Genomic DNA, 17,541 nt, shown 5'->3' on the forward strand with positions numbered 1-17,541 from the left:
GAGGCGGGCGCAGGACGCAACCGGACGCTTGCCGCACTCGTAGAAGTGCAGCGGTTCAGCCTCAACCACATTTGTTGCAAGAGGCTGTTGCTTCTCCCGGCTGCGGAGCAGTAACGAGGTCGATCCCGCTGCCCACGGAACAAAGGCCGGCCACAGAGGTTTGGCCGGCTTCCAACCTGCCCGGAAGTCAGCAGACATCCGATGAAAGCGGAGAAGGTGCTCAATGACGAAGCCCCGCCAAAACGACGATCCCGCGCGATCAACCCCAAGCAGCGATCGGACCGGCCAGCAAACAGGAGCGGACAGGGATTCGCCGCAGGAAGATCCGGTTGAAGGCTCGCGCAAGATTGTGGATCGCGAGCTCGCCCGGCAAAAGCCGTCGGCCGGGGCTGATAAGAAGGAGGCCGAGCAGAGCCTGCGCGACCAAGTCGAGGAAGAGACCGAGCTGCCTCAGAAAGGGTCGGCCTGATAGCGAGCAGGGCGGCTGTAAAGTCGCCTGCTCCGCCACACCGCCTGATTTCCAACGATGACGGCAAAGTTCAGGAAGAACCTGCTTCTGTTGCTTGCGGCGGCAGCGGTTGGCTTGTCCCTGTACAATGGCCAGCTTGCGCGACGGGCGTTGGCCGCACGTCCGCTCGGGCGCTTCATCCATCTCCGGGGAACGAAGCTGCATTTCCTGGAGGCGGGCAATGGGCAACCGCTTCTGCTGTTGCACGGCAATGGCGCCTCGGCGGAAGACTTCACGACAAGCGGCATCTTCGGCAGAGCCGCCGCCAGATATCGCGTACTTGCCTTCGACAGGCCCGGCTTCGGCATGAGTCCACGCCCGGCCGGCAGACCTTGGACCGCAGCTGCCCAGGCCGACGTCATCGATGCCGCGGTCGCGAAACTTGGCATCGGGCGCTACATGGTTGTCGGCCATTCCTGGGGTGCAGCGGTGGCGCTCGAGATGGCGCGCCGGCATCGCCGGTCGGTAGCTGGCGTCGTTGTCGTCGCCGGCTATCATTACCCGTCGCCGAGACTGGCCCTTGCCATTTCTGCGCTGCCGGCGGTTCCACTGCTCGGGACGGTGCTGCGCCACGCTTTGCTGCCTTCGCTGGTCAGACTGAACTGGCATTGGGCGATGAAGCAGATTTTTCATCCGGCAACGGTCGCGATGCCTTTTGCGGCGATGACAAGAGGATTGGCGAGCCGGCCCTCGCAGCTGCGCTCCATATCCGCTGAATCCTTTCTGATGCTGGTATCGGCACTCTTCCCAAATCGCCGATATGCCGACATCGCCGTCCCTGTCGGGATAATTGCCGGCGCGGGCGACCAGCTGTTCGATGCCAAGGCCGAGGCGCTGCGGCTGCAATCAGAGATAAGCCACTCGCTCGTAGAAATCGTTTTGGATGCGGGACATATGGTGCATCAAAGCAATCCGCAGGTGATCCTAGCGATGATCGACAAGGTTGCGGCTCTTGCCAACATTGGTGACATGGCGAAGCAATCGGCTCGCACGACATGATTAGGTGCGCGGTCCGCGGAACAACGTAATACGGCCGAGATTCGGCTGGCTTTCAACGGAGAACCAGCCACGTATTTTACCGATAAAGAAATTGCAATTCCCGGTCAGGGTGGAAAAGCCGAACCCGATCTTCGCGCGCGCCCTGCAACAGGCAATCGGCGGCGCAAAACCCGAACACGGAGGAACTTTCGCGTGGCTGCGGCTTGATCTTCGGGATTTGATGCGATTGCAGCGAGGGGAAGATGTCGCGCACCGTTGCCCGGCCGAGCCGGGCTTTCCTGCCCCTGCTGGCGCTTGCCTCTTGCTCCTCGTCTAAAACGATTGACCAGCAATCGAAGCGTGCGGCCTCGACGGCGCAGGCGGCAGTGCTGTTGAGCGACGCCTGGCTCTTCGGCGCCGCGCCGTCCCATTATGCGTCCTCTGCGTTGCAAACCTTCGCCGAGACACTCGCCGCCGGCCGGCAAGTGGAATCGGCGTCTCCCTCCGACCGGGGAAAGCGAGATTCGTTGGCAGCGGCTGTTACCCGGCTGTCGAATGCGGCAAGGCGGGCCAAGGACGCGGTCGAGGCCGAACAGGATGCCCAGGTCGGTCAGGCGCAACAGGAGCTTCGGGCCGCGCAAGGCGATCTCGCTGTGGCCTATCGCCAGTATTTTGCGCAGCAGCAATGAAGAAGCTGCTCGAAATTTCACTCGGTGTCGTGACCAGCGTCGGCGGCTTCGTGGAGGTCGGCTCGATGGCGACGGCGGCGCAGGCCGGTGCATTGTTCGGCTACCAGCTCATCTGGGCGAGGATGGCGACTGTAAATCTCGAGCATCTTGCCGGCAGGCCCGTATTCTCCGAGCGCGGCAAGAGCATCGGCTATATCGAGGAGATCATCGCAGAGCAGGATGGTGACGATCTCGTCGTCACCGAATTCCATATCGGCATCTTCGCGGCGTTCGAGCGACTGTCCGCGTCGACTGTCGGCACCGCATTGCTCGACTTCTTCGCGCTGAGCCGCCGCGAGGGCCTTTATCGCATTCCCTGGGACAAGATCGATATTTCCGATCCGACACGCCCCAGGCTGCTTTGCCCAGACGAGAAGCTTGCCGCTTTGAAGGCAAAGCCCATGGGCAAATGAGAACTCGCTAAAAAGCTGCTCGTCGAGGGGAACATCGTAGCCGGCCGGAAGTTCGGATTGCATCGAGGAGGCTGCACCATGAACAGTGTCATCTATCTCATCGGACTGATCGTCATTGTGCTCGCAGTGCTTTCCTTCCTCGGCTTTCACTAGGAGGCACCATGCAGCGCGAGGATGATCGAGGCCCCGAGTCCGACTTCGCCAAGGCGAAGGACGAAGTTTCCGACCGGATCCAGCAAGAAACCCAAAGCGCCGGCGAAGCTCTCCACGATGCCCGCGACGAGGTCGCCCGCAGGGCTGGAGCGTATGCCGCCGAAGCCCAGCAGGCCGTCTCCGAAAAGGCCGAGCAGACGCAGCGCGATATCGGATCGAGCCTGTCGGTTTTCGGCGGCGCCCTGCGCGCCGCGAGCGATCACTTGGCTAACAGCGACCAGAGTGCGGCCTCGAAGTTCATGCAGGAGGCCGCAAGCGGGCTGGAGCGGCTGTCCTCCTCGTTGAAGGAGAAGCCGTTCGGACAAGTGCTCGAAGACGTTCAGTCCTTTGGCCGCGAGAATCCTGGAGCGCTTCTTGCCGGTTCGGTTCTGGCGGGATTGGCACTTGGCCGCTTCATGAAGGCTTCGCCGCCCGGCACGCGCCGCCCGACGCAGGCCGCGGCCAAGCCTGAACGTTCCGGACAAACCGGCCTGGGAAGGAGTGCACGACGGGATAGCGCTCCCTCAAATTGGGGTTCCGACGGCGGCATACCCGGCAAGGCAGCGGAGCTGAAGAAATGAGCACTCACGATAATCCAAGTCTCGGCACATTGGTCGCCGATCTGGCGCAACAGGTGAGCACGCTCGTGCAAACGGAGGCGAGGCTCCTAAGAGCGGAGATCTCGGAGAACGCGACCAAGGCTGGCGCAGGCGCCGTCGAGGTGCTGGGCGGCGCGATATGCCTGCTCGCTGCGCTGCTGGTTTTGTTGCAGGCGCTCGTGATCGCTCTGGCCCGCCTTGGTCTGGGCGCCGGGTGGTCCGCTTTGCTCGTTGGCGTGGTCGTTGCCGTGCTTGGCGTGATCCTGTTGCGGACCGGCATGGCGAGCATGGCGCCTTCCGAGCTCGCGCCGGACCGTACACAGGAACAGCTCAAGCGTGACGTGAACGTGATCAAGGAACAAGCGAGATGACCGAGAGATCCGCAGCAGAGCTCGAACGCGAAGCGGAAGCCACGCGCGCAAGAGTGGTGGCGACCGCAGACTCCATTCGCGACAAGATGACCCCAGGGCAGCTCTTTGACGAATTCACCGGGCATTTCAGAGGCGGCGCGGGCTCCGAAATGCTTCACAACCTTAAGGCCCAGGTGCGGGACAATCCGTTGCCGCTGACGGTGATCGGCGCGGGCCTGGCCTGGCTGATGTTGGGCAGCGGCGCCTCCGCCACGCCGGCTGGTACCGATGGTGTGACGCGGCGCGGTCCTGGCCTCGATCATGGAGCGTTCGGCGCTGGAATGGGTTCGACCGCCTCGGATGCGGCAGGCTCTGTCGCCGAAGCGGCCAGCGGGGCGGCCGGAACTGTCTCGGGAATGGCTAACGAAGCTGCCGGCATAGTGTCGAACGTGGCAAGCAGCGCAGCCGACACACTGGCGAGCTCGGCGGCGGCTGCGGCCGATATGGCAACGAGTGCCAGCCGCTCGGCACATAGTCTGCTTGAGGACCAGCCTCTCGCAGTGGCTGCCGTCGGCCTCGCCATCGGAGCTGCCATCGGCGCCATGCTGCCCCACACAGAGGTCGAGGACGAGCGATTTGGCACCTATCGCGAGAGGCTTCGGGACAGTGCCGAAGACACTTTGAAAGAAGGCCTCGACACCGCAACGCAAGTCGCGGCGGAAGCCTACCAGTCGGCAAGCGACGAAGCCGGACGGCAGGCGTCGAGCGAGGGCACGCTGGCCGACAAGGTCGGCGGGGTCGTCAAAGCCGCGGCCGACAAGGCCGACGAATCGGTGCGCGAGAAACTTTCCGATTCCGACGCGTCCTCGTCCGGGAAATCGTAGCCGCTTTTTCAACACTCAAGGAACAATGCGCGCCTCCCTCGGTTCGGGCGGCGTCAGATAGATGGAGACACCGCAATGGCTGAATCGCGCGAATGGCTTGTCCAATGGCTGAGGGACGCTCACGCCATGGAGGAACAGGCAGAGACGATGCTGTCGGGGCAATTGAGCCGGATTGAGAGCTACCCTGAACTCAGCGAGCGAATTCGCAGCCATCTGGAAGAGACGAAAGAGCAGGCGAGGCGGCTGAAGACCTGCCTAGATGGCCTCGATGAAGGTTCCTCCATGTTGAAAGACGCAGGCGGCAAGCTGACCGCTACAGCGCAGTCGATCAGCGGCGTCTTCGCCGGCGACGAAGTCATGAAAGGCTCTCTGGCGAGCTACACGTTCGAGCACATGGAAATCGCGTCCTATACGATCCTCATCGCCGCGGCCAACGCCGCGGGCGAGGCTGAGATTGCCCGTGTTTGCGAACAGAACCTGCGCGAAGAAGAAGCCATGGCCGAGTGGCTGAAGAGCAACCTGCCGCAAGTCACGCAAAAGTTCCTGACGCGGGCGGACGCCGACAGCGACAGCGCGAAACGCTGACTTGGAAAGACCACCGCCAGGAACAATCCGCATTTCCAGCTGTTAGGGTCGCGGTCGGTCCTCCCTCTACCGGTCGAAGGCTGGGCCCGCCCCGATGGTTGAATAGGGCGGGCCCGGTTGGCATGAATCCAGGAACATTCCTTCTTTCAAAACATTAGGGTCGCTCCCATCCTGGAGTGCCCATGCCGATATTGAACATCCGACTTGGCTTGCCCGACCTGAGCCGGATGCGGCTGGCGCTGACGTTTCTCATGCTGCTCGCCATGGCCCTGCCCGGTCTGGCCGAGCCGCAGACGTTGGTGATCGGCTATCTCGGCGAACAGCGCAAACCACCTCTGCCCCTCGGGCCGCTGGACGAGGTCGTCACTGACGACGGCCTGCAAGGTGCCCGGCTCGGCATCGCCGACGATGCCAGCACCGGCCGCTTTCTCGGCCAGCAATTCCGGTTGCAGCAAGTCATCCTCAAGCCCGGCGAGACGCCAGCCGAAGCGATCAAGGAATTCGCCGCCGCCGGCCTCAGCTTTGTGGTTGCCGATCTGGATGCCCCCCAATTGCTGCAGGCGAGCGCAGCTCCTGGCGCCGAGCGGATGACGCTGTTCAACAGCCGCGCACCCGATGATCGCCTGCGTCAGGAGGATTGCCGCAAGAACGTGCTGCACACAATTCCGAGCCACGCCATGCTCGCCGACGCCCTGGCGCAATATCTGATCTGGAAACGCTGGCAGCACTGGTTCCTGCTGGTCGGCCCGCATCCGCAGGATCAGGCGATGGCGGCTGCCTTAAGGCGCGCCGCGACGCGCTTCGGAGCGGAAATCACTGTCGACCAGCCCTGGACGTTCCGGCCCGCCAATGGCCGCGCGGACACGGGGCACGTCACGCTGCAGACCGAGATCCCCGCCGCCACGCAAGTCAGCGACTATGATGTTCTGGTCGCAGCCGACGAAGCCGATGAATTCGGCGCCTATCTCGAGGGGCGCACCGCTCTTCCGAGGCCGGTGGCCGGGACGCAAGGGCTGGTCGCAACCGGCTGGAGTGCGGTCAACGAGGAGTGGGGCGCCACGCAGCTCCAGGATCGCTTCCACAAGCTGGCCGGGCGCTGGATGCTGCCCAGCGACTACGCCGCCTGGCTTGCCGTCAGAAGCGTTGGCGAGGCGGCAACGCGGCTGCACAGTCTCGAGCCGACCGCGATCGGAAACTATCTGCGCAGCGACGATTTCCTTCTCGCCGGCTTCAAGGGACAGGGGCTGAGTTTCCGTTCGTGGGACGGGCAGATGCGCCAGCCCATCCTGATCACTGGTCCTCGCCTGCTCGTCTCGAGCTCGCCACAACCGGGCTTCTTGCACCAGCGTACGACGCTGGACACTCTGGGCATCGATCTGGAGGAGAGCACGTGCAAGTTCTGATCGCGCTCGTCCTTTCGATGTTGATCCTCGCTCGTTCCGCCTGGGCAGAGACGATTTACGTTTCCAACGAGCAGGACAACACCGTCGCGGTCGTCGACGGGGTGACCATGACCCTTCAGGACACGATCGAAGTCGGCCGGCGTCCGCGCGGAATGGCGCTTTCGATCGACAAGAAGACGCTGTTCGTTGCCGAAGGCGACGACAACCGCATCGACATGGTCGATCTCGCCAGGCGGCAGGTAGTCGATCGATTGCCTTCGGGCGCCGATCCGGAATTCTTCGTCGTCCACCCGGATGGCAAACGGCTCTTTGTGGCCAATGAGAAGGACAATCTGGTTTCGGTCGTGGATATCGCGGCGGCCAAGGTTATCGGCACCGTCGATGTCGGGGTGGAGCCGGAAGGTATGGCGGTTAGTGCCGACGGCCGAACGGTCGCCTGCACCTCCGAGACCACGAGCATGGTCCATCTTATCGATGCCGCCACGCTCGAACTCATCGACAATCTGCTCATCGACACGAGACCGCGCGCGGCCGCGTTCTCGCCGGACGGCAAGCAATTGTGGGTGTCGTCCGAGATCCGCGGCACCGCCACGGTGTTCGACGCCGCGACGCGCGCTCAAACGGGCAAGATCGAGTTCGAGGTGCCGGGTATTCGGCGCGAGGGCGTGCAGGCGGTCGGTATCCTAATGTCGCGCGACGGCGATAACGCCTATGTGGCGCTCGGTCCGGCCAACAGGATTGCCGAGGTCGATACCAAGACGCTCACGGTCCGGCGCCTCTACCTCGTCGGCCAGCGGCCCTGGCATGTCGCGCTCTCGGACGACCAGAAGCGCCTGATCAGCGCCAACGGCAACTCCGGCGATATCTCCTTCATCGACCTGGAGAATCAGGAAGTGGTGAAATCGCTGCCGGTGGGGCGCGGCCCATGGAGCGTCGTGATCGGCCCATGAACGCCTTGTCGGTCGAGGATCTGGGCCACAGTTTCGGAAGCCGGCGGGTTCTCCAGGGGGTCTCGTTCGCTGTGGCTGAAGGGAGAATGTGCGTCCTGCTTGGACGCAACGGCGCCGGCAAGACGACCTTGTTCTCACTGATCACCGGGCTTTATCACGCGCGCGCAGGATCAGTGCAGGTCTTCGGCCAAGCCATGGATGCCCATTCTTCCGACGCGCTCGCCCAAATGGGCGTCGTCTTCCAACTGCCGACGCTCGATCTGGACCTGACGCCCGGCGAGAACCTGCGCTACCACGCGGCCCTGCACGGGCTTCCCACAGACCTGAGCAAGAAGCGCTCCAGGGAGGAACTCAGCCGCCTGGGAGTGCTGGACAGGATTGATGATCCCGCCCGCGCGCTGTCCGGCGGTCAGCGCCGACGCGTGGAGATCGCAAGGGCGCTGATGCATGGTCCGCGCCTGCTGCTGCTCGACGAGCCGACCGCCGGGCTCGACGTGCCGGGACGGCGCGCGCTCGAGCGGCATGTGAGAGACCTTTGCCGCGAGCGCGGCATTGCCGTTGTGTGGGCGACGCATTTCCTCGAAGAAGTGGGAGCCGATGACGACATCGTCGTGCTGGATCAGGGCAGGGTGCGCTGGGCCGGTCGCGCTGATCGCATCTCTCCCGAGCTTGGGGTCGAAAGCATCGCGGAGGCATTCGCCTCGCTGACGGGGTCGCCATGAAGACGCATCACGCATTGCGGGCGCTCCACGGCATCTTGCAGCGGGAAATGCTGCGCACGCTGCGGCAGCGCGCGCGCCTGTTCTCCGCGATGGTCCGCCCGCTTGTCTGGCTGGCGATCTTCGCCGCCGGCTTCCGCTCGGTACTCGGCCTGTCGATCACGCCGCCTTACCAGACTTATGTCCTCTACGAGGTCTATGTTGTGCCCGGGCTGGTGGCCATGATGCTGCTGTTTCATGCCATGGCAAGCTCGCTGGCCATGGTCTACGACCGCGAGATGGGCAGCATGCGCCTGCTGCTGACCGCACCTTTGCCGCGCTGGTACCTGCTTGCCGCGCGCCTGCTGGCCAGCGTGATCGTCGGCCTGCCGCTGGTCTACCTGTTCCTCTTCGTGGCGCGCTTCTGGGACGTGCGGCCGCCGATCCTGGGCTATGTTGCCGTGTTTCCGGCGCTCGTGCTGTCGGGTCTGATGCTCGGTGCATTCGGCCTATTGGTGTCCTCGATCTCGACCCAGATGGAGAACTTCGCCGGCGTGATGAACTTCGTCATTTTCCCGATGTTCTTTGCCTCGACGGCGCTCTATCCGATCTGGCGGCTCGCCGAAGCCGGCCCGGTGCTGGCGACGATCGCCGCCTGGAACCCATTCAGCTCGGCGGTCGAACTGATCCGCTTCGCGCTCTACCTGCGGTTCGATTTGGTTTCCATGCTCGTCGTTGTCGCCTGCCTTGGGGCATTCTTCCTGGCGGCGGTGGTCGGCTACGAACCAGGCCGCGGCTTGTGGTCCCGGCGCGGCGGCGAAGGCTGATTATCTGAGGGCATAGAGATAGGCCGCGATATCGCGCGCCTGCTGCTCGGTGATCCTTGTCGACGGCATGGCGGTATGCGGGTTCATTTCCCTTGCCGACCGGATCCAGCGGATCAGGTTCTCCGGATTGTTTGCCAGAACGCCGCCGATATAGACACGGCCGGCTAGGCTGCCGTCGAGGCGCGGCCCGACCTGGCCTTGCGCTCCCGGCACGCCGGGAATCGTATGGCAGCCGGAACAGCCATTCGCGGTCATGATCGGAATGGCGCGTGCGCCCACGCCGCCGGTCGCCACATCCGACTCGTGCCGGACGCGCTCGCGCCGGTCGGTCCATAAGGCCGCCGCGCCGACTGCGGCGGCCAGCAGGAGGATCGCGGCAAGGGCGCCGCCGATCAGCCTAGCCAGGTCGGAGCGCATGCGTTGCCTCCCTGGTTCCACTGTTGCTTATCCAAAGGCCGGCGAGCAGCAAGGCCGCTCCGCCACAGATCAAGCCGGCCGGAACCCACATTACTAGCCCGGCGAGTTGCTGGTCCTCGATCGGGCTCAGGCCCCAGATCGCCGCGCCGGAGGCATTCGCCGGATACCAGAGTTTTGGCGATAACAGCAACAGGACGCCGAGCAGGCCGGTATGCAGCGAGGTGAAGAAAAGATGCATGACGGAGCTGCCATAGGTTTGCCGTCGGCCGTAACGTGGCAGAAGCGCCCACCAGAACAGCAAGGCAGTGCCGAGGAAACTCGCATGCTGTGCATAATGCAGCACCCCCTGCTGCAGCGCTGCCTCGAACAGCGCCGGAATGTGCCAGGTCCAGATTGCTATCCCGTGAAGGACCGTCGCGCTGAGCGGGCGCGCGGCGAGGGCCCAGAGCGCCTGCAGCACCTTGCCCTGGGTGAGCTTTCCTGTCCCTCGGCGAAGTTTGGCTGGCAATGCCCACATCAAGGCCGCGCCCGGGCAGGCGGCGACCAGAAGCGGCGCCGCCACGGCCATCAGCAACTCGTGCTCGATCATATGGGCTGAGAACACGCGCTCGCCGAGCGCGTGTATCGGGCTGACCAGCGCTCCCGTCAACACGCCCCAACCGGCCGCGAACAACAGAGCCTGTCGTAGCCGCTCCGGTCGGCCCCGGCCGCTGCGGCGCCATAGCCGGCTTGCGCCGAGCGCATAAATAAGCGCGAGCACTGCCAAGGGAAGCGTGATGGGAAACGCCAACGTCCATCCGGCCTCGGGCGCGCCGGCGCCATAGCAGATCGAGGTCGAAAAGAAGGCCTCGAGGCTCATCGCAGGCACTCGTCGAGGATAAGCGCGGCGCTGCCCTGCATGAGGATGACGAGGGCGAACAGCAGCGCCGCGAGCATGCCGAGATCGGCGACGAAACGCTCGGTGCTGCGCGTGCGCTCAGGCTTGAAGGCGGCGCCGCCTTGCCGCTTCGCCCGCCATGATAGCGCGCCACCGAGCAGCGAAAACAGCGCGAGCAACAGCGCCACCGGGAGCACGACCTGAACCTGGCGATTGCACTGCCAGTGCACGAGCGAATAGTTCAGCTGCGTCGAGATTGCCCAGGCCAAAGGCCCCGACAACAAACCTCCCCAGGACGTGCCCAGCCGCAGCGCGCGCATCTCAGCCCAACCTCGGTAGCCAGTAGATGAGCAGGTAGATCGGGATCCAGGTGAGGACCACGAAGTCCCAGTAGAAGACATTGTCGCCGACATCGCCGAAGCGCCGGCCGCTGTAGCCATGGTGCGTGAACATCAGCACGGTCAGAACGATCGTGTCGCCGACATCGGTGATCAGATGCGTGGTGTGGAGACCGAGCAGCACCCACAGCATCGAGCCGTAGGCGTTCGTGTCCCAATAGATGTTCAGCGCCGGAAACTCGAACCAGCGCACGACGAGCGGCGCGATGCCGAGCAGCGACATCACCACCATGCCGATCCGCACCGGTCCTATAGCGCATTGCTTCGCGTAGCCGTTCAGTATGTGGTTGGGAATCAGGCTGGCGATGAGAAGCAGCGTCACGATCGTTCCGGGCCAATGGTTGGGCTGCGGAGCGCTTAGCCGCCAGTTGGGCCACAAGGTCGCGAGATAGAGATAGGCGCCGGCGGCCAGCGCAAAGCCCGTGCCCTCCAACGCCATGAAGCCAAGCGTACCCCACCAGGTCGGGCTGCGCGGGCCATGTCCAAAGGTCGGGAGGGCGGAAAGATCCATGGCGGGACGCTGGTTCATTCCTCGTCCTCCGGATCGCCCTTGGGCCAGAACCATCCGATCAAGGTGATGGCGATCGGCGCGGCGCCCCACACGATCGCCCAGGGCGTGAAGATCGAGTAGAGGAAGGTGCCGCCGACGGCGATCGCCGCCAGCAGCGGCCAGATCGACGGCGTCGCAGATTTCTCGCGGATGTCGGGATGGGCTTCCGCCACCGTCGAGACGACCAACTCGCGCACGTCGACGCGAAGCCCGGTCGCGACGGGGAGCGCCTCGCGTTGGGCCCAGAGCGGCTCGACATTCGTCACGATCGGAATGCGCGCGAAATTGTAGCTGGGCGGCGGCGAGGACGTCGCCCATTCGAGCGTGCCGGCGTCCCAGGGATTGTTGCCGGCAGGCGCACCCCTCAATGCGCTGTGGACGAGGTTGAAGGCAAACAGCACGAAGCTCAGGAAGAAGAGCACCGCGCCGGCGCTGATGAAGAAATTGATGTTCCCCCAGCCGAGCTCGGCCGGATAGGTGTAGACCCTGCGCGGCATGCCCCACAGGCCGACGATATGCATGGGGAAGAAGGCCGCGTTGAAGCCGACCATCGCCAGCCAAAAGTGCCAACGCCCGAGGCGCTCGCTCATCATGCGGCCGGTGATTTTGGGGAACCAGAAATAGGCTGCCCCGAGCAGCGGAAAGACCGAGCCGCCGATCAGCACGTAATGGAAGTGAGCGACGACGAAATAGGTGTCGTGGACCTGCAGGTCGAGCGGCACGGAGGCGAGCATGACGCCGGTGAGGCCACCGATGACGAAGATGAAGAAAAAGCCCAACACGAACAGCAGCGGGGTACGGATCACCGGCCTGCCGTCCCACAAAGTCGCCAGCCAGCAAAATATCTGCACGCCGTTAGGGATGGCGATCATCATGCTAGACGCGGTGAAGAAGCTGGCGCCGAGTTTCGGAAGTCCCGTCGCGAACATATGGTGGACCCAAAGGCCGAACGACAGGAAACCGACGGCGATAAGCGACAGAACCAGCCCGAGATGACCGAAGGCCGGGCGCCGCGCGAAGGCGGGGATGATGGCGGACACCATTCCTGTCGCCGGCAGGAAGATGATGTAGACTTCGGGATGTCCGAAGAACCAGAAAAGATGCTGGAACAGCAGCGCGTCGCCGCCTTCCGCCGGGTTGAAGATATGCGTGCCGACGAGCCGGTCGAGGATCAGGAAGGTCGAGGTGACCATTACCGCCGGCATGGCGAAGACGACGACGAAGGACGTGACCAGCAATGCCCAGACGTAGAGCGGGATCTTGTCGAGCGACATGCCGGGTGCCCGGTGCTTGAACACGGTGACGATTGTCGCGACGGCGACCGCCAGGGATGATACCTCAGTATAGGTGATCATCTGCGCCCAGACGTCGGCGCGCTTGCCTGGAGCGTATTCCGGCCCGGACAGCGGCACATAGGCGAACCAGCCGACATCCGGCGCCATCGAGAGGGCGAAGGACACCCAGGCGAAGAGGCCTCCTGAGACATAGACCCAATAGCTGAAGGCATTGAGGCGCGGAAAGGCGATGTTGCGGGTGCCTACCATTAAGGGCACCAGATAGATCCCTGTCGCCTGGACGATGGGCACAGCGAACAGGAACATCATGGTGACGCCATGCATTGTAAACAGCTGGTTGTAGAGATCCGGCCCGATCAGGCCGCGCCGCGGACCCGAGAGTTGGATGCGCATGACAACGGCGTTGAGGCCGCCCAAACACAGAAACAGAAAGGCGGTGATCAGGTATCGGCGGGCGATGACCTTATGGTCGACGCTCGACAGCGCGCCGATGATACCGGGAGGCGTGCGCCATGTCCGCGCCAGCCAGCGATGCAGGCTGGCATCGTCCAAGCCGGTGTCGCGCGGTCCGTCGCGTTCGGGGGTGATATCGCCTTTGGCGGACGCTTCCCGCTCGGGCCGCAGATCGCGTTCGCTGGTGATATCGGCGCTGCTCATTTCAGCCCCTCGAGATAGGCGACGATGGCGTTGAGCTCGTCGCCGCTCAGATCGGCTACCGGCATGTGAGAACCCGGCTTGATGCCTTGCGGGTCCGCTATCCAGGCGGCGAGATTGCCGCGGCTCATCGTCAATGTTCCGGCCGCAAGCGTTTGCCGGCTGGCTATATGCGTCAGGTCGGGAGCGACCGTTCCGCCTGCGGGGGTGCCGCCGACTTTGTGACACATGACGCAAGGGCGTTTCAGGAACAGGTCCTCGCCTGCCTTGGCCTCGTCGCTCATTGGAGCGGCGGCTGGTTGCAGCTGATCGTTCCACCAGGCGTCGAACTTTTCGCGCGGTTCGGCGATGATGAAGGTGCCCATGTTGGCGTGCTGCGCGCCGCAGAACTCGGCGCATTGGCCACGATAGACGCCCGGTTTATCGGCCTTGATGTCGAGCACGTTCATGTGGCCCGGAATGAGGTCGAGCTTGCCGGAAAGGCTCGGCACCCAGAAGGAGTGAATCACGTCGGTCGAGGTGATAAGAAGCCGCACCGGCTCGCCGGCTGGAATGTGGATCTCGTTCGCCGTGGTCAGGATGTGGCTCGGTGTGGCATCCTCGTAGCGCACCTCCCACCACCATTGATGACCGGTGATCCGAATGGTCAGCGCGGCGTCCGAGCCGATCGCGGCGAGCGTCCTGTTGGCGAAGAAGCTTAGCAGAGTGAGGCCGACCAGGATCACGGCGGTCAGCCCGATAGCGGTCATCACCACGCGCAGCTTGCGATTGTCGGCATCGGCGTCGATTACAAGCGGCTCGGCGCGCTCTCGTGGCCGCATCATCAATGGCAAGGCAAGAGCGATCATCACCAGCACCCACACCGCCGCGCACAGGCCGGTGAAGAACCAGATCAGCCATGCGAGCTCACTTGCCGCGGGACCTTTCGGGTCGAGCGCCGATTGCCAGCCTGCGCATCCCTGAAGAAACAGGGCGATTGCCGTGGCGAATGCAATCGGGGCGAAGCGTTTCACGGCGACTTCCCCAGCGTGGCGGCATTCGGCATACGATTTTCCGATGGATGCGCCATCATGTCGTCATTGCGCGACGGCGCGGCGGAGGAAGGCGCGTTGCCGCTCAACGAGCGAACGAAGGCCGCAAGCTCCCAGATCTGGTCGTCCGGGATCTTGTCGCGGAAGCTGGGCATTCCGTTCGGCCGCCCGTCGCGGATCGTGGCATGAATGCTTTCCATAGAGCTGCCATAGATCCATTTTTCGTCCATCAACGCCGGGCCCATGCCGCCGCCGCCATTGGCATGGCATCCTGAGCAGTTGAACCAACCGAACAGGCGCTTGCCTTCGCTCAGATGAAAGGCATTGGCCTCGAAGCTCGCCGCTTTGTTGTCTGTGGGGGAGGGCCGCTGCCCGCCGGGTTCCAGCGTTGTCACCGGCGTCGGCTGCTCGCCCGAGCCGAGAGCCGATTGCGGGCGCGTATCCCGCTCCTCGCGCTGGCAGGCCACGAGCATCAGCACCACAGGAAACAGCACAGCGACAGCGCACCTCATCGCACCGTGCTCCCCGAAGCATCGAGGCGCGGCACGCCATACTGCGCCAGCAATGCGTCGATCTCGGCCTTGTGCTTGGCCAAGGCAGTGTTGACGTCGCCGCGCAACGCGTCGTCCTCGCGCCGCACGCCCATCGAAATATCGTAGATCATGGGTAATTGCGGTCCGTCGATGCGAGGCGCAACCGGCGTGATCCGGAGCGGGACCTTCTGCTTCTGGGCAAAATAGCCGGCAAGCGGGCCCCATACCACGGCTAGGTCGATCTCGCCGCTCGCCACCGCCTCGACGATGCGGGCCGGCGGATTGGGGGCGGAGTAGTCGCCATAGACCGGATAGCCCACCAAGTGACCGATGATGCCGCGGCGGCCGAGCGCCTGGACCGGAGGCGAGTTGGCCCCGTCGTCGCCGATGAGTTGAACGCCGATGCGCATGTAGCGCAGCCGCGGGTCGTTGAAGGAGGCCACGTCGGGACCGTCCTGGCGGGTCACGAAGACATAGGACGATCGGTAGTAGGGAGTGGTGGTGCGCAGCATTTCGAGATTGGCCGGCGTGCCGGGCACGAGATCGCAGAGACCCGCCTTCAGCGTGTTGCGCACGAAGCCGCGGCGCTGCGCCCACCAGGTGTAGGTCAGCTTCGCGCCGAGATCGGCGGCGATGATTTCGGCGATCCTGTTCTCGAATCCCTGTCCGGCTGCATTGGAAAAGGGCAGGTTGTTAGGGTCGGCGCAGACCCTGAGTTCACGAGCGCCGGCCGTCGCCGGAAAGAGCAGCAAGGCGAGCGCGGTGATGCCGAGCGCTATCGGCGGGAAAGCCTTCCGCGCCACGCTGTGGATCACACCGAACACATCAGGGCAGCCGGAACACATAGAGCGTGCCTCCCGCCGTGGTCGCGTTCTTCAGGTCCTTCATCGCATTGACGAAACCGAGCGCGGCGGTGGCATCACGCGGGTCGAGGTCGCCCGAAACGATGGCGCCTGCCCAACCGCCGACGCCGGACAAGATGGCGACGTATTGGTGGCCGTCCGGGCCGCGATAGGTGATGGGCTGGCCGATAATGCCGGACGAGGTCTTGAACTGCCAGAGCAGGTCGCCGGTCTTGGCGCTCACCGCCTTGAACCAGCCTTCCATCGTTCCATAAAAGACCACATCGCCGGCGGTAACGACCGCGCCGCTCCACACCGGGAAATTCTCCTTGAGGCTCCAGGCGGGTTTTTCGGCCGCGATATCCCACGCCGTGAAGGCGCCGCGATTGCCGCCCGGCCCCGCGATCATGCGGACGTTCATCCCGACGTAGGGCGTGCCGGCGATGTAGTTCACCTCGACGCCTTCTTCGTCCATGCACAGATTGTTGTGCGGGATGTAGAGCAGGCCGGTGTTCGGAGAGAAGGCGGAAGGCTGCCAGTCCTTGAGGCCCGACGCGGTCGGGCAGATGTCGCGAACGACCTTGCCGGTGCCCGTCAGCTTGTCCGGGTTCTCGATCAGGCGGCCGGTCTTGAGATCCACGCCCTTGCTGGAGTTGACGGGGCCATAAGGCTTTGCGGACAGGACCTCGCCGGTGGTGCGATCAAGGACGTAGAGATAGCCGTTGCGTTCCGGCCGGACCAGCACCTTGCGCGGCTTGCCCTGCCAGTTCATGTCGAGCAGGATTTGCTCGTTGATGCCGTCATAGTCGTGCAGGTCGTGCGGGGTCCACTGGTAGAACCATTTCGCCGCTCCGGTATCGGGATCGCGGGCGAAAATGCCCGATGTCCATTTGTTGTCGCCGGGCCGCAGATCGGGATTCCAGGGGCCGGGATTGCCGGTGCCGTGGAAGATAAGATTGAGATCCGGATCGTACGAAATCCAGCCCCACATGTTGCCGCCGCCGATCTTCCAGGCCTCCGGCGGCCATGTCGTGACGCCGAGATCTTTGCCTTTGTCCATGTCGTAATGCGGCTTGAAGTCCGGGCCGATCAGCACCTCCTTGTCGGGGCCGGTGTTGTAAGCCGTCCAGACGACATGACCGTCGCCAGCGTCGAGCGCCTTGACCCAGCCGCGAACGCCCATCTCGCCGCCGGAATTGCCGACCAGCACTTTGCCTTTCACCACAAGCGGCGCCATGGTGATGGTTTCGCCGATATTGATGTTGCCGACATGCGCGTTCCAGACCGGCTGGCCGGTGTTCGCATCGAGCGCGATGGTGTGGCCGTCGAGCGTGTTGAAGAAGATGCGGCCATCCGCGAAAGCCGCGCCGCGGTTGACGACGTCGCAGCAGGCAACCCCTTGCGCGGCGGGCTCAGGATTGGGTTCGTATTTCCATTTCATCGGCGCGCCGGGCTTGGAGAGATCGAGCGCGTAGACGATGTTGGGAAACGGGCTCACGATGTACATCGTGCTGCCGACCACCAAGGGCGCCGCTTCCTGGCCCTTGTTCACCCCGGTCGAGAAGGTGAAGGCGACCTGCAGATTCTTGACGTTGCCTTCATTGATCTCGGCGAGCTCGCTATAGCGGGTCGAGGCGTAGTTCTTGGCGGGCATCGTCCATTGCCCGTCATCGGGCGGCGCGGCCGCGGCAGGCGGTGAGATCGCGGGTGCCGGCGGCGATTCCGAAGCGGCTGTCAGCAAGGGGGCGCAGACCAACAGCATCGCTGCAATGGCGCCCGGAGAATGTTTTCGGGGCGCCGACGAGCGCTTGGTCATCGGGGCTTCCCCG

Annotated in this window: 20 protein-coding genes and 1 pseudogene; 12 read left to right on the forward strand and 9 right to left on the reverse strand. The window is 63.9% G+C overall.

Annotated elements, in window-relative coordinates:
* Positions 1-223: 223 nt before the first annotated feature.
* The 12 genes and pseudogenes from CK219_RS20285 (at position 224) to CK219_RS20345 (ending at position 9,115) form a co-directional block, all read left to right on the forward strand.
* Positions 224-469 (forward strand): hypothetical protein, encoded by a 246-nt coding sequence (locus CK219_RS20285; protein WP_095768528.1) that lies wholly within the window; start codon positions 224-226, stop codon positions 467-469.
* Between the two features lie 57 nt (positions 470-526).
* Positions 527-1,507, forward strand: a complete 981-nt coding sequence (locus CK219_RS20290) for an alpha/beta hydrolase (RefSeq protein WP_095768529.1) — start codon at positions 527-529, stop codon at positions 1,505-1,507.
* 242 nt (positions 1,508-1,749) lie between these two features.
* Complete coding sequence (locus CK219_RS20295; RefSeq protein ID WP_095768530.1) at positions 1,750-2,175, forward strand: hypothetical protein; 426 nt, start codon at positions 1,750-1,752, stop codon at positions 2,173-2,175.
* Positions 2,172-2,294: pseudogene (locus tag CK219_RS32730) on the forward strand (divalent metal cation transporter); the annotation flags it as partial. The gene CK219_RS20295 and the pseudogene CK219_RS32730, both read left to right, overlap by 4 nt.
* A 494-nt stretch (positions 2,295-2,788) precedes the next feature.
* Complete coding sequence (locus CK219_RS20310) at positions 2,789-3,400, forward strand: hypothetical protein (protein ID WP_176477094.1); 612 nt, start codon at positions 2,789-2,791, stop codon at positions 3,398-3,400.
* Positions 3,397-3,789, forward strand: a complete 393-nt coding sequence (locus CK219_RS20315; protein ID WP_095768531.1) for a phage holin family protein — start codon at positions 3,397-3,399, stop codon at positions 3,787-3,789. The genes CK219_RS20310 and CK219_RS20315 overlap by 4 nt, the downstream gene beginning before the upstream one ends.
* Complete coding sequence (locus CK219_RS20320; protein ID WP_095768532.1) at positions 3,786-4,652, forward strand: DUF3618 domain-containing protein; 867 nt, start codon at positions 3,786-3,788, stop codon at positions 4,650-4,652. Before CK219_RS20315 ends, CK219_RS20320 begins: the two co-directional genes overlap by 4 nt.
* Positions 4,653-4,727: 75 nt before the next feature.
* Positions 4,728-5,237, forward strand: coding sequence for a DUF892 family protein (locus tag CK219_RS20325; protein WP_095768533.1), 510 nt, complete (start codon positions 4,728-4,730; stop codon positions 5,235-5,237).
* A 209-nt stretch (positions 5,238-5,446) separates the two neighbouring features.
* The gene (locus CK219_RS20330; protein ID WP_245340551.1) at positions 5,447-6,640 is read left to right on the forward strand and encodes an ABC transporter substrate-binding protein; all 1,194 of its coding nucleotides are present in this window, start codon (positions 5,447-5,449) and stop codon (positions 6,638-6,640) included.
* Positions 6,628-7,590, forward strand: a complete 963-nt coding sequence (locus tag CK219_RS20335) for a PQQ-dependent catabolism-associated beta-propeller protein (protein WP_095768535.1) — start codon at positions 6,628-6,630, stop codon at positions 7,588-7,590. Before CK219_RS20330 ends, CK219_RS20335 begins: the two co-directional genes overlap by 13 nt.
* The gene (locus CK219_RS20340; RefSeq protein ID WP_095768536.1) at positions 7,587-8,312 is read left to right on the forward strand and encodes an ABC transporter ATP-binding protein; all 726 of its coding nucleotides are present in this window, start codon (positions 7,587-7,589) and stop codon (positions 8,310-8,312) included. The genes CK219_RS20335 and CK219_RS20340 overlap by 4 nt, the downstream gene beginning before the upstream one ends.
* Positions 8,309-9,115: an ABC transporter permease gene (locus tag CK219_RS20345; protein ID WP_095768537.1), complete on the forward strand. Its 807-nt coding sequence runs from the start codon at positions 8,309-8,311 to the stop codon at positions 9,113-9,115. Before CK219_RS20340 ends, CK219_RS20345 begins: the two co-directional genes overlap by 4 nt.
* On the opposite strand, the gene CK219_RS20350 is transcribed toward CK219_RS20345, so the two are convergent.
* From CK219_RS20350 to CK219_RS20390, 9 genes are read right to left on the reverse strand one after another with little or no spacing between them, the layout of a single operon-like run.
* A complete protein-coding gene (locus CK219_RS20350) occupies positions 9,116-9,532 on the reverse strand; it encodes a c-type cytochrome (protein WP_095768538.1) in 417 nt (138 codons plus the stop codon).
* Complete coding sequence (locus CK219_RS20355) at positions 9,513-10,391, reverse strand: cytochrome c oxidase assembly protein (RefSeq protein WP_095768539.1); 879 nt, start codon at positions 10,389-10,391, stop codon at positions 9,513-9,515. The genes CK219_RS20350 and CK219_RS20355 overlap by 20 nt, the downstream gene beginning before the upstream one ends.
* Positions 10,388-10,729, reverse strand: coding sequence for a hypothetical protein (locus CK219_RS20360; RefSeq protein ID WP_095768540.1), 342 nt, complete (start codon positions 10,727-10,729; stop codon positions 10,388-10,390). The genes CK219_RS20355 and CK219_RS20360 overlap by 4 nt, the downstream gene beginning before the upstream one ends.
* Before the next feature lies 1 nt (position 10,730).
* Positions 10,731-11,336, reverse strand: coding sequence for a cytochrome c oxidase subunit 3 (locus tag CK219_RS20365; RefSeq protein ID WP_095768541.1), 606 nt, complete (start codon positions 11,334-11,336; stop codon positions 10,731-10,733).
* Positions 11,333-13,309: a cytochrome c oxidase subunit I gene (ctaD, locus tag CK219_RS20370; protein WP_095768542.1), complete on the reverse strand. Its 1,977-nt coding sequence runs from the start codon at positions 13,307-13,309 to the stop codon at positions 11,333-11,335. Before ctaD ends, CK219_RS20365 begins: the two co-directional genes overlap by 4 nt.
* Positions 13,306-14,319 (reverse strand): cytochrome c oxidase subunit II, encoded by a 1,014-nt coding sequence (gene coxB, locus CK219_RS20375; RefSeq protein ID WP_245340552.1) that lies wholly within the window; start codon positions 14,317-14,319, stop codon positions 13,306-13,308. The genes ctaD and coxB overlap by 4 nt, the downstream gene beginning before the upstream one ends.
* Positions 14,316-14,849, reverse strand: coding sequence for a c-type cytochrome (locus CK219_RS20380; protein WP_095768543.1), 534 nt, complete (start codon positions 14,847-14,849; stop codon positions 14,316-14,318). Before CK219_RS20380 ends, coxB begins: the two co-directional genes overlap by 4 nt.
* On the reverse strand, positions 14,846-15,715 hold the full coding sequence (locus CK219_RS20385; RefSeq protein ID WP_095768544.1) for a substrate-binding domain-containing protein: 870 nt from the start codon (positions 15,713-15,715) through the stop codon (positions 14,846-14,848). Before CK219_RS20385 ends, CK219_RS20380 begins: the two co-directional genes overlap by 4 nt.
* Positions 15,696-17,528, reverse strand: a complete 1,833-nt coding sequence (locus CK219_RS20390) for a methanol/ethanol family PQQ-dependent dehydrogenase (RefSeq protein ID WP_210200014.1) — start codon at positions 17,526-17,528, stop codon at positions 15,696-15,698. Before CK219_RS20390 ends, CK219_RS20385 begins: the two co-directional genes overlap by 20 nt.
* Positions 17,529-17,541 lie beyond the last annotated feature (13 nt).

Source organism: Mesorhizobium sp. WSM4313 (assembly GCF_002294725.1).
Classification (GTDB): domain Bacteria; phylum Pseudomonadota; class Alphaproteobacteria; order Rhizobiales; family Rhizobiaceae; genus Mesorhizobium.

What these genes read in the sequence shown, in the direction of transcription:
- CK219_RS20285 (WP_095768528.1), top strand. Translation starts at nt 224, where the DNA reads ATGACGAAGCCCCGCCAAAACGACGATCCCGCGCGATCAACCCCAAGC.
- CK219_RS20290 (WP_095768529.1), top strand. Translation starts at nt 527, where the DNA reads ATGACGGCAAAGTTCAGGAAGAACCTGCTTCTGTTGCTTGCGGCGGCA.
- CK219_RS20295 (WP_095768530.1), top strand. Translation starts at nt 1,750, where the DNA reads ATGTCGCGCACCGTTGCCCGGCCGAGCCGGGCTTTCCTGCCCCTGCTG.
- CK219_RS20310 (WP_176477094.1), top strand. Translation starts at nt 2,789, where the DNA reads ATGCAGCGCGAGGATGATCGAGGCCCCGAGTCCGACTTCGCCAAGGCG.
- CK219_RS20315 (WP_095768531.1), top strand. Translation starts at nt 3,397, where the DNA reads ATGAGCACTCACGATAATCCAAGTCTCGGCACATTGGTCGCCGATCTG.
- CK219_RS20320 (WP_095768532.1), top strand. Translation starts at nt 3,786, where the DNA reads ATGACCGAGAGATCCGCAGCAGAGCTCGAACGCGAAGCGGAAGCCACG.
- CK219_RS20325 (WP_095768533.1), top strand. Translation starts at nt 4,728, where the DNA reads ATGGCTGAATCGCGCGAATGGCTTGTCCAATGGCTGAGGGACGCTCAC.
- CK219_RS20340 (WP_095768536.1), top strand. Translation starts at nt 7,587, where the DNA reads ATGAACGCCTTGTCGGTCGAGGATCTGGGCCACAGTTTCGGAAGCCGG.
- CK219_RS20345 (WP_095768537.1), top strand. Translation starts at nt 8,309, where the DNA reads ATGAAGACGCATCACGCATTGCGGGCGCTCCACGGCATCTTGCAGCGG.
- CK219_RS20350 (WP_095768538.1), bottom strand. Translation starts at nt 9,532, where the DNA reads ATGCGCTCCGACCTGGCTAGGCTGATCGGCGGCGCCCTTGCCGCGATC.
- CK219_RS20355 (WP_095768539.1), bottom strand. Translation starts at nt 10,391, where the DNA reads ATGAGCCTCGAGGCCTTCTTTTCGACCTCGATCTGCTATGGCGCCGGC.
- CK219_RS20360 (WP_095768540.1), bottom strand. Translation starts at nt 10,729, where the DNA reads ATGCGCGCGCTGCGGCTGGGCACGTCCTGGGGAGGTTTGTTGTCGGGG.
- CK219_RS20365 (WP_095768541.1), bottom strand. Translation starts at nt 11,336, where the DNA reads ATGAACCAGCGTCCCGCCATGGATCTTTCCGCCCTCCCGACCTTTGGA.
- ctaD (WP_095768542.1), bottom strand. Translation starts at nt 13,309, where the DNA reads ATGAGCAGCGCCGATATCACCAGCGAACGCGATCTGCGGCCCGAGCGG.
- CK219_RS20380 (WP_095768543.1), bottom strand. Translation starts at nt 14,849, where the DNA reads ATGAGGTGCGCTGTCGCTGTGCTGTTTCCTGTGGTGCTGATGCTCGTG.
- CK219_RS20385 (WP_095768544.1), bottom strand. Translation starts at nt 15,715, where the DNA reads ATGTGTTCCGGCTGCCCTGATGTGTTCGGTGTGATCCACAGCGTGGCG.
- CK219_RS20390 (WP_210200014.1), bottom strand. Translation starts at nt 17,528, where the DNA reads ATGACCAAGCGCTCGTCGGCGCCCCGAAAACATTCTCCGGGCGCCATT.